Genomic DNA, 7159 nt, shown 5'->3' with positions numbered 1-7159 from the left:
ATCCTCCAGAATGAGCCCGGATTGGATGCCGCGGGCGTGCGCCGCCGTCTGTCGGCCCTGCTGGCCGCCCTGGTGCGCTGGACGCGTCGACGCCACCGGGGCGTCCTGCGCCAGGCCCTCGCCCATTTCCTCCTGGAAACGCGCCGCTACTGGAAGGGCCTCTTCCACTGCTACGACGTACCGCGACTGCCGCGCACCGATAATGCCTTGGAGCACCTCTTCGGCACCTGCCGCTACCATGAGCGGCGGGCCTCGGGCCGGGTCCGCGGCAGCGCGGGCCTTGTCGTGCGCGGCGCAGTCCGGCTGCCAGCTATCGCTGCCGCCCTACTGCTACCTGAACTCGACGCAACCCATCTGGCGCCTGGGGTCCTCGACGACTGGCGGCAATTACGCGCTCAGCTCGAAGCCCGGCGCGTCCCCCGCATCATGGGCCGACGCTTTCGCGCCGATCCGGACGGCTACCTCCGAGGCATCGAAGAGGAGCTCAGGCCATATTTGCCGGCGTAGTTTTTTAGCAGCGTCCGCTCCATCTCCAGCTCACGCACCTGCTTGCGCAGCTTCGTGAGCTCTTGCCGCTCCGCACTTGTCAGCGCCCCCGGCTTGCCCTTGCCCGCATCCACCCGTGCCTGGTCAACCCAGCTCTGCAGGGACCGACAGCGTCAGGTCAAGGTCCCGGGCCACCTGGGAGCCGGTCTTCCCCTCCTCAACCACGAGCCGGACAGCCCCAGCCTTGAACTCGTCCGTATAACTGCGCCGCGGGCGGCGTGGCTTCTTCTCTTCCACCATGTCGGACACCGTATCTGCCTCTTCGTTGGTGTCCACTGAAGCGGATCACGCCCACACGTCATGCACTGGCGGACGCAAGGCTTCAAGTGAGACCGAACTATTACACCCACTTTACTCGGCCTTTTTTCAATCGCCCGACCAACAACGCCAAGCCCATCCATCTTCAAAAGTCAAACCCACCACCCAAAACGCAAGGACTCCCCATTCCAATCCTTTTTCATTGCACCCAACAAGCCATTGCAGATAGGTCTCCAGGCGCATCACAAACCCTCACAGGAGTTCCAGTGCGCAATCTACTAATCGGCGCAGTGCTCATGGCGATGTCAGCCTGTGGCACGGGAGAGTCGACAACCGAGGCTTCGCTCCAGACCCAGGAATCAGCCCTGACCTGTCCCGCTGAGCAGGAAGGTTGGGTTCGGTATGGGACCTGCCGCGGCGCCAATTCCGAGGGAACGGCGTTGGGGTACTGCTGGTCTCCGACGGGCGTGGCGACTGCGTGTAATAACCAACCGTGCTACAGCGTCGACGAGTGCCGCGCGGTCTGTACGGGCGGCACGGCCTCTTGCGATCCCGTCTGAGCAGGCGCGCTTCGTAGTATGAGATTGACCGGGAGGTAACTCCTCCCGGTCAACCCGTGCCAGTTCGCTATCCTCGGGTGCATCCGATTCGTAACCGACCGACGGGCGACGTCCGATGGATGCACCCTTCCACCCACGCCGCGTGGTAGCCGCGCACGGAGGTCCTGGTCGCAAAGGCTTGCGTGGCTTCAAGATGAGTCCGGGGCAGAGGCGGAGGACGATTATCAGCGGTGCGGCAACAACTCGTCCAGAAGTGATGCGGGGTGGCTGCCAAGGCACATGAGCACGTCGGCGAGGTACGCCTTGGGGTTGACGCCTTTGGCCTCGCACGTGGCCACCATTGAACTCAGCCCCGCCAGTGAAGTTGCCCCAGTTCCGTGGCTCTCCCGCACTTCGTGAGGACCCAAGGCTCAGACGGTGAGCAGCACTCGACGACGCAGCAGGTCGAAGTTGGCGCGGCCATACATCTGACGCTTGAGGAGCTTGAGCTTCGTGATTTAGCCCTCGGCCTGGCGTTGCTCCAAGGAAAGGCCAGGGCGGTCCGGACTGAAACGCCGTGCTGTTCGAGGCCCTCCGCAAAGGTCTCCACCGCGCGCACGAGCCTCGTCCAACCACGCTTCGAAGGGCGTACGGCGAGCGCATTCCGGGTTTCGACAGCGGAGGCGCCGCACGCGCAGGTCGAGTTGCACGACGCGCCCTGCGACGGGCAGGTCCGCCGGGCGTCGAACGTAGCTGCCATGCACCGCGGTACTGGGCGTCTAACAGGAGGGACACCGTGCCCCGTACCCTGCATGCCTACCTCGAGGGTAACACCCGCCGAGCTTCCATGGGCCACCCGGTCCATCCGCCCCCCAGGAAGCGGATACGGCGCTTCCATTCCCAGGATGTATTCGCCCAGTTGGTAGCTCGCCTCGCGAGCCTATTCTCCCGGCGCGAACCACACGAAGTGCGGGAGAGCCGCAGAACCGGGGCAACTTCAGGGTGGAAACCGGGCGGATGGGCTGCCCGGGAGGCGCCTGACAGGCGCCTCCCGGATGCCACTTTCCTGTGTCCCTTCAACGACTTGGGACAGCGCGCGATGCAGGATTCGAACCTGCGGCCTTTGGCTCCGGAGGCCAACGCTCTATCCAGCTGAGCTAATCGCGCAGAACTGCTTCCGGTGCCGGAGGAGTAACCGAAGTCCCAGAGCGACGCAAGCACGCAATCCAGGTCCGTCGCCCGGTGGGCGGTCCTCGCGTGATGGCTCCTGCACAAAAGGGGCGTCCCGCCTGACGGCCCGCCCTCCCCGGTGGACTACACCCGGGGCCATGAACCGCGTGCCCTTCTTCTCCCCTTGTCTTCTCGCCGCCTGTCTGGCCTGCACGGAGTCACCCCGGACGCCCGCGACGTCCCCTGCCCCGAGCCCGACCATGCCCGCCACGCCTCCGCCCGCCCCGCCGGCCCCACCCGCCCCCCGGCCTCCTGCCCCGGCCGGCGCGACCTGCTCCGCCAGCAGGCTGAGCCCCAAGCCCAAGCCGCCCGCGAGGCCGCTGCCCCCCGCCGTCGCCTCCATGCGCGAGCGCATCGTCGCGGCCGCGGTGGCCTGCGACTACGCGGCGCTGCAGAGGCTGGGCGACGAGAAGGGCCAGAGCGTGCGCTTCTCCCACGACCCCGACCAGGACATGGCCACGACCTGGCGCATCCAGGAGGAGTGGAAGGAAGACCCGCAGCCGGTGCTGGCGCGGCTGGTCCAGGTCCTCGATCTCCCCTTCTACCGGGAGGGCGACCTCTTCTGGTGGCCCACCGCCTTCCGCGAGGGCGCCACCGACGCGGACTTCGCCCTGCTGAAGGGCATCTACCCGGACGCGCAGCTCGAGGACATGCGCAAGGAGAAGAGCTACATGGGCATGCGCGTCGGCATCTCCGTGGATGGCGACTGGCAGGCCGCCATCCAGGGGGACTGACGCCCCCGCACCTCAGTCGCCCTCGAGGAACCGCGCGACCGCCTCCTGGACGTCCCGGTCCCCCACCATCTCCACGTGGTCGGCCTTCGTCTCCAGCCGGTCCACGTGAAGCGGCGCCGGCGGAAGGGCCCGGGTCGTGAGCACGGAGCCATCACCATCCGCGAGGATCGGATCCTCGAACGTGGGCTTCCCGTCGATGACCCGGAAGGACTTGATCAACGGATGCCCCACGCCCACCACCGCCAGCGCGCGGAAGGGCGGCGGCGGCCCCTCACGCTCCGACAGCGCCCGCGCCAGGCCCGAGCGCGCCTCCAACATCCGCTCCAACTGCTGGCGATACGCGGGCAGCTCGCGCACCGCCGCGTCCTGGAACACGCCCCACCCACCCCCCACCCACGCGTCCGGCCGGTACGCGTCGAAGGCCACCGGCTGGCCGCTCGCGTCCACGAAGAAGTCGCTCTGAGCAGGCATGAGCTGGAACGCGGAGGCGAAGGTGAACAGCGCCTCGGGAGACAGCAGCGCGTGGTTGCGCCCCACCGGCGTTCCCAGCGTGAAGTCGTCGAACATGCCCGGCGCCCCACCGAAGGGCGTGCCCAGGAACACGACCCGCTTCACGTGCCTCGCGCCCGCCCACGTGGGCTCGCCCGTGTCATCGCCGGCGCCGTAGCGCAGGCAGTGCAACGTGACGAGCCCCCCCATGCTGTGCGCCACCAGGTTCACCTTCACCCGGCCGCCCCGCGCGCTGGCGAGCTCCTCCAACAGCGCGCACAGCCGCTTCGCCGTCACGCGGTTGTCCTGTCGCCAGTCGTAGTCGAACACCACGAGGCCCGGCAGCCGGTCGCGCGCGAACTCCAGGAAGCCCTTGTAGACGTCGTAGCGCGCCACCCACGGCAGCACCGTGAAGCGCGTCACCGGCCCGTCCACCGTGAGCGCTCCAAAGTCCTGCGCCAGCCGCTGCCCAGGGAACGGCAGCGCCAGCGAACGGTCGCCGCGCGTCAGCAGCTCGCCCACGGACACCCACGCCCGTTCGCGCTTCGCGTCCGCCGTGACGAGGAACGACCCACGATAGCCGTGGATGAACACCGTCACCTCGTCCCCCGTGGCCGGAGGGACCTCGACACGCGAGGCGGTGCACGCGCTCAACAGCATCAGGAGCGGAACTGGAATCAGTCGCATGACCCCACCGTCTCCTCCCGCCCTCCTTCACGCAAGGACTCCGCCACGCCCCCCTTGACGTGTCAGTCCCCACCCCAGTCGTGTCAGCTCCCGGACTGACGGGTCAGGATTGCCCTCCTGGACAGCTGTGGATTCTCAGTCAGTGCACTTGCATGCCGTGGCCTGCCCCGTGCAAAAGACACGGGCCAGATCTGGTCCGTGTCAAAGGGTTCATGCCAATGGATGAGTTTGTCGTTCAGTTGAAGTCACTGGCCATGACGGAGGCGCTCCCGCTCCTGCTCAAGGTCATCGGGGCGTTGATTGTCTGGTTCATCGGGCGGACGGTCATCGGTGGGTTCCGCAAGGTGCTGGACATGGGCCTTCAGCGGCGGCAGCTGGATGCCACGCTCATCCGCTACATCGGTTCGCTCTTCACCGGCACCCTGACCCTGATGCTGGTGGTCGGCATCCTGGGGCTGATGGGCGTGGAGACGACGTCCTTCGCCGCGTTGATCGCCGCCGCGGGTATCGCCATTGGCGCCGCGTGGTCCGGACTGCTCGCCAACTTCGCCGCGGGCGTGTTCCTGCTCGTGCTGCGCCCCTTCCGGGTGGGCGAGGAGATCGAAGCGGGTGGGGTCGTCGGCTACGTGCAGGAGATTGGCCTGTTCGTCACCACGCTCGACACGACGGACAACGTGCGGATCTCCGTGGGCAACAACCAGATGTTCAGCGACAACATCATCAATTACAGCCACCACCCGCACCGCAAGATGACCGTCAAGGTGCCGCTGGTGCACGGTGCGGACGTGAAGCTGCTCATGCAGTCCCTGCTGGAGCGCATGCCCAGTGTGCAGGGCGTCCAGGCGAAGCCGGTCCCCCAGGTGGAGGTCGCGGAGTTCACGCTCCAGGGTCCCGTGCTGGCGGTGTGCATCTTCTGCAAGCCCACCGAGTTCAACGACGTGCAGGCCTCCGTGGGCGAGGCGATCGTGGAGACCCTCACGGCCCATGCCTACACGGTGCCCGGCGCGGCCTTCGCGGCCTCGCCGCCTCCGCTCGCGAAGGCGGGCTAGAACGGCAGGGGCGTCAGCGGGAGGCGTCCAGTCCTCCCGCCAGCGCCTCCAGCAGCGCGGCCGCGCTGAAGGGGCCGTCGTGCCGGTAGCCGTTGGCGAAGAACGTCGGCGTCCCGTTCACGCCGCTGCGCGCGCCGTCCATGAAGTCCCGGCGCACGCGCTCCTCGAACCGGTGCGAGGCCAGGTCCGCGCGGAAGCGGTCCATGTCCAGGGACAGGGCCTCCGCGTGGGACAACAGCACGGGCATCTCCAGCGCGTCCTGGTTCTCGTAGAGCAGGTCGTGCATCTCCCAGAAGCGATCTTGCACGGCCGCGGCCTCGGCGGCCTCCGCGGCCTGGAGCGCCAGCGGGTGCGCCTGGGTCAGCGGGAAGTTGCGGAACACGAACCCCAGTCGCGTACCCAGGCCCTGCTGGAGCTTCTTCACCTCCCAGTAGGCCTGTCCGCAGTACGGGCACTGGTAGTCGCCGTACTCCACCAGGATGACGGGCGCGGCGCGGGGCCCCTGGAAGTGATCGCCCGGGCCCGGCGCTCTTCTCAGGCGGGTCAAGAGCGCACCTCGTGCGTTGCCGTGCCCCTGGACAGCTTCTCCAACGCATCCAGCACGCCGTCCACGCCGGGGTTCACCGCCGGGGGCGACACGTGCGACCAGGCAATCACCCCGTCACCGTCCAGCACGTAGAGCGCGCGCTCGGAGACGTCCTCCGCCTCCCGCCATGCGTGGTAGCGCCGCGACATGTCCCCCTTGGGGTGGAAGTCCGCGAGCAACGGGAAACGAAGCCCTCGCTCCCGCGCGAACGCGGCGTGCGACCACACGCTGTCCACCGACACGCCGAACATCCTCGCGCCGTGCCGCTGGAGCTCGGGGAGCAGTTCGTTGAAGAGGGCCAGCTCATCGCCGCACACCGGGCTGAAGTCCGCCGGGTAGAAGGCGAGCACGACGGGAGCGCCCGCGCAGTCCGCCAGGGACACCGACTTCGCGGGCGTGACAGCGAGCTGGAATGAGGGGGCCCGTGAGCCGGGTGGCAGCGGACGGGATAGGGACAGCGTGGCAGTGGCCATGGGAGAAGTCCTCGCTGGCCTGAATCTGGGAAGGCCGTCCGCCACCCGCCAACCCATGGGCGTCCAGCGCTCGGACCATGGCTCTGGCAGCGGCCAGCGCGGGCGGCGCCGCGACTCACGCCCCCCTGGGAGCCCCTCAGGGCCGGCAAGCGGGGGGCAGGACGCGCCAGCCCAGCGCCTGCTCACCCCTCGGACAGGGAAGAGACGCCAGGAGCCGGTCACTCTCGGCAGGACATCCGGAGTCCTTCCCTCCGTTGGTGCGGGGAACCAGAACAATTCTGCAAATACCTGAATTCATTCAGATGGGATGCATGTGGCCCTCATGACAGGCCGCTTGCTCACGGAATAATCTCACCTACATGAATTTGACCCACCCTCGCTGCGCTCACCCGGGGCACAGCGCAGGGCGTCAATCCGACACCAGCATCCAGTCGAAGTTCTCACGGGCGGCGCCGCGCAGGTGCCGCTCGCACGCCATTGCGTCCCCGAGTGCGGAGTACACGAGATGAGCCAGGAGCTGTCGAAGCGGATCGCCAACCTCTCGCCGGAGAAGCGCGCCGAGCTTCTC

At 67.7% G+C, this 7159-nt stretch carries 6 protein-coding genes, 1 tRNA gene and 4 pseudogenes; 3 read left to right on the top strand and 8 right to left on the bottom strand.

All coding sequences use genetic code 11. The annotated features are described in order from the left end of the window. Positions 1–507 (top strand): annotated as a pseudogene (locus tag FOF48_RS36015) (ISNCY family transposase); the annotation flags it as partial. A gap of 123 nt (positions 508–630) precedes the next feature. Here FOF48_RS36015 and FOF48_RS36010 read toward each other — a convergent pair. From FOF48_RS36010 to FOF48_RS35990, 5 genes and pseudogenes are all read right to left on the bottom strand, one after another. After that, on the bottom strand, positions 631–786 hold the full coding sequence (locus tag FOF48_RS36010) for a transposase (protein WP_255443066.1): 156 nt from the start codon (positions 784–786) through the stop codon (positions 631–633). Positions 787–1588: 802 nt separating this feature from the next. Continuing rightward, a pseudogene (locus FOF48_RS36005) lies at positions 1589–1726 on the bottom strand (transposase domain-containing protein); the annotation flags it as partial. A 48-nt stretch (positions 1727–1774) separates the two neighbouring features. Then, positions 1775–1962 (bottom strand): annotated as a pseudogene (locus tag FOF48_RS37815) (ISL3 family transposase); the annotation flags it as partial. A gap of 94 nt (positions 1963–2056) precedes the next feature. Then, positions 2057–2107, bottom strand: a pseudogene (locus FOF48_RS37810) (hypothetical protein); the annotation flags it as partial. A gap of 329 nt (positions 2108–2436) precedes the next feature. Further along, a tRNA-Arg gene (locus FOF48_RS35990) sits at positions 2437–2510 on the bottom strand. Positions 2511–2773: 263 nt separating this feature from the next. Here FOF48_RS35990 and FOF48_RS35980 point away from each other — a divergent pair. Next, positions 2774–3307, top strand: coding sequence for a hypothetical protein (locus FOF48_RS35980; RefSeq protein WP_186002221.1), 534 nt, complete (start codon positions 2774–2776; stop codon positions 3305–3307). A gap of 12 nt (positions 3308–3319) precedes the next feature. Here FOF48_RS35980 and FOF48_RS35975 read toward each other — a convergent pair whose 3' ends face one another. Further along, complete coding sequence (locus FOF48_RS35975; RefSeq protein WP_143909521.1) at positions 3320–4483, bottom strand: alpha/beta hydrolase; 1164 nt, start codon at positions 4481–4483, stop codon at positions 3320–3322. Positions 4484–4737: 254 nt separating this feature from the next. Here FOF48_RS35975 and FOF48_RS35970 point away from each other — a divergent pair, with 254 nt between their 5' ends. Further along, positions 4738–5532, top strand: coding sequence for a mechanosensitive ion channel family protein (locus FOF48_RS35970; RefSeq protein ID WP_235686136.1), 795 nt, complete (start codon positions 4738–4740; stop codon positions 5530–5532). A 13-nt stretch (positions 5533–5545) separates the two neighbouring features. Here FOF48_RS35970 and FOF48_RS35965 read toward each other — a convergent pair whose 3' ends face one another. Both FOF48_RS35965 and FOF48_RS35960 read right to left on the bottom strand, forming a co-directional pair. Next, the gene (locus FOF48_RS35965) at positions 5546–6079 is read right to left on the bottom strand and encodes a thioredoxin domain-containing protein (RefSeq protein WP_143909517.1); all 534 of its coding nucleotides are present in this window, start codon (positions 6077–6079) and stop codon (positions 5546–5548) included. Further along, positions 6076–6591 carry a redoxin domain-containing protein gene (locus tag FOF48_RS35960; RefSeq protein ID WP_143909515.1) on the bottom strand — a complete coding sequence of 172 codons (516 nt, stop codon included), beginning with the start codon at positions 6589–6591 and terminating at the stop codon, positions 6076–6078. Before FOF48_RS35960 ends, FOF48_RS35965 begins: the two co-directional genes overlap by 4 nt. Positions 6592–7159: the final 568 nt, after the last annotated feature.

It is taken from the genome of Corallococcus sp. Z5C101001 (genome assembly GCF_007352635.1).
Taxonomy (GTDB): Bacteria; Myxococcota; Myxococcia; order Myxococcales; family Myxococcaceae; genus Corallococcus; species Corallococcus silvisoli.
Note: the sequence above shows the minus strand (reverse complement) of the source record. Positions and strands in the feature narration are given on the sequence as shown.

Excerpts from the sequence above, each read along its gene's own strand:
- FOF48_RS35970 (WP_235686136.1), top strand. The coding sequence starts at position 4,738 with ATGACGGAGGCGCTCCCGCTCCTGCTCAAGGTCATCGGGGCGTTGATT.
- FOF48_RS36010 (WP_255443066.1), bottom strand. The coding sequence starts at position 786 with ATGGTGGAAGAGAAGAAGCCACGCCGCCCGCGGCGCAGTTATACGGAC.
- FOF48_RS35980 (WP_186002221.1), top strand. The coding sequence starts at position 2,774 with ATGCCCGCCACGCCTCCGCCCGCCCCGCCGGCCCCACCCGCCCCCCGG.
- FOF48_RS35960 (WP_143909515.1), bottom strand. The coding sequence starts at position 6,591 with ATGGCCACTGCCACGCTGTCCCTATCCCGTCCGCTGCCACCCGGCTCA.
- FOF48_RS35975 (WP_143909521.1), bottom strand. The coding sequence starts at position 4,483 with ATGCGACTGATTCCAGTTCCGCTCCTGATGCTGTTGAGCGCGTGCACC.